General features: G+C 56.2%; 2 protein-coding genes. One reads left to right on the top strand and one right to left on the bottom strand.

Translation table 11 applies throughout. The features are described 5' to 3' along the window. On the top strand, positions 1–232 hold a 232-nt coding region (locus WS46_RS36220; protein WP_218921327.1), incomplete at its 5' end, for a hypothetical protein. 26 nt (positions 233–258) lie between these two features. Here WS46_RS36220 and WS46_RS17270 read toward each other — a convergent pair. Continuing rightward, positions 259–1,284, bottom strand: a complete 1,026-nt coding sequence (locus WS46_RS17270; protein ID WP_059534369.1) for an IS110 family transposase — start codon at positions 1,282–1,284, stop codon at positions 259–261. Positions 1,285–1,353 lie beyond the last annotated feature (69 nt).

Below are 1,353 nucleotides of genomic sequence, written 5' to 3'. Positions count from 1 at the left end.
AATCTATGGTCACCCCCGTTTTTGCAACGCTGACGTTGATGTGTGGTGGCTTTGCACCAATCTATCCGGCGTCGTTGTGAGGAATGCTCCTCGCGCCACGATGAGAATCGCGCCGGGCGGTCCTGATAACAGCTGCAGCTTCGGGAAGCTCGTTAACCTTTCAGGGTGTCCGCCAGGCCGGTTTGCCGTTCACGTCATCAATAATCAGCAGTCGCAAAACCAGATGAGTTGACTCGGTAACAGAATGATGAGATCTCGTCATGCAGCCGTGACGGTCGCTCGTTGCTCGAATACAGTGTTGTGGCTCACGATCGCCCATGCGATTCGGGCAAGCTTGCTCGCTAGGGCACAAGCGACCACGCTGGAATGTCGTCGCGCAAGCAGCGAGCGGACCCAGTCGGCCATACGGCCCGACTGCTTGTCCAGTCGGAGCATAAATGCTCGAGCACACTGGACCAGCAAGTGACGAATATTCTTGTCACCTCTCTTGGAAATTCCGAGCAGGTTTGACTTCCCACCAGTACTGTATTGCCTTGGCACCAGCCCGACCGCAGCGGCGAAATCACGGCTGCATCGGTATTGCTTACCATCACCGAGCTCCGAGGCAAGTAGACTGGCAGTGATCGTTCCAATGCCGGGAATCGTCATCAGACGCCCACCAAGGGAGTCATCGGCGAGTTGTCGCTCGAGTTCTTTCTCGATATCGCGAATCTGCTCACAAAGATATTTGAAGTGCTCATGCAATCGATCAAGGATCGCGACGAGACGCGGCGGCAGCCGATACTCGGCCAGTACTGCAGGCAGGCGCCTTACGACGGCGTGGCCGACGGGGAGGCTGATTCCGAACTCAAGCAGGAATCCATGCATCTGGTTGGTCGTGCATACCCGATCGCGCACCAGAGCCTGGCGAACTCGATGGAGCGCGGAAAGTGTTTGCTGCGATTCCGTCTTTGGCGTCACGAATCGCATCGATGGTCGAGACGCTGCTTCGCATATAGCCTCGGCATCAACGAAGTCGTTCTTGTTGCTCTTGACGAACGGGCGCACGAATTGCGGAGAGATCAGCTTGACGGTGTGTCCCAACTCGCTGAGCTTGCGCGCCATCCAATGCGCACCTGCGCAGGCCTCCATCACGACAGTACAAGAGTGGAACGTCGCAAAAAACTCGAGTAGCTGTTTGCGTGAGACTTTCTTGCGAAGCACGGCTTTGCCAGCACGATCCTGTCCATGCAGGTGGAAAGAATGCTTGCCCAAATCAATTCCAATCATTGTGACGCTGTCCATGGCAACGACCTCCCGGGGAAAGTTCTCAGCAGCCTACTCGCTGAGAGGTGGGGGTGACCATCCCATTAC

It is taken from the genome of Burkholderia sp. RF4-BP95 (genome assembly GCF_001521985.1).
Lineage (GTDB): Bacteria > Pseudomonadota > Gammaproteobacteria > Burkholderiales > Burkholderiaceae > Burkholderia > Burkholderia diffusa.
This window is presented reverse-complemented; position numbering and strand designations above follow the sequence as displayed.